This is a genomic window from Pseudomonas viridiflava (genome assembly GCF_900602065.1).
Classification (GTDB): Bacteria; Pseudomonadota; Gammaproteobacteria; order Pseudomonadales; family Pseudomonadaceae; genus Aquipseudomonas.
Genome location: NZ_UWFN01000155.1, coordinates 1 through 381, shown reverse-complemented (window position 1 = coordinate 381; position 381 = coordinate 1). Strand labels below are relative to the sequence as shown.

Genomic DNA, 381 nt, shown 5'->3' with positions numbered 1-381 from the left:
CTCTCCGGCTATAACGCCGACTACGTGACCACCGTGTGGACCGGCTATGACCAGCCGGAAAGCCTGGGCCGTCGCGAGTTCGGCGGCACGGTCGCGCTGCCGATCTGGATGAGCTACATGGGCGCCGCGCTGAAGGACAAGCCGCTGCACACCCAACCGGAGCCGGAAGGCATCCTCAGCCTGCGGATCGACCCGATCAGCGGCCGTGCGGCGTCGCCAAGCACGCCGAATGCGTACTTCGAGTTGTTCAAGAGCGAAGACACGCCGCCGTCGGTCAACGAGCTGGGTAATGGCGTGGCACCGGGCAGCCCGTTACCGGCAGATGAAGCGGCGCCGATCGATCTGTTCTAGCCAAGGCCTCAAGCCAATGAGGCCTAAATG

The 381-nt window shown here is 64.6% G+C and carries 1 pseudogene; it reads left to right on the top strand.

Annotated elements, in window-relative coordinates:
- Nucleotides 1–351: pseudogene (locus EE949_RS08420) on the top strand (peptidase); the annotation flags it as partial.
- Nucleotides 352–381 lie beyond the last annotated feature (30 nt).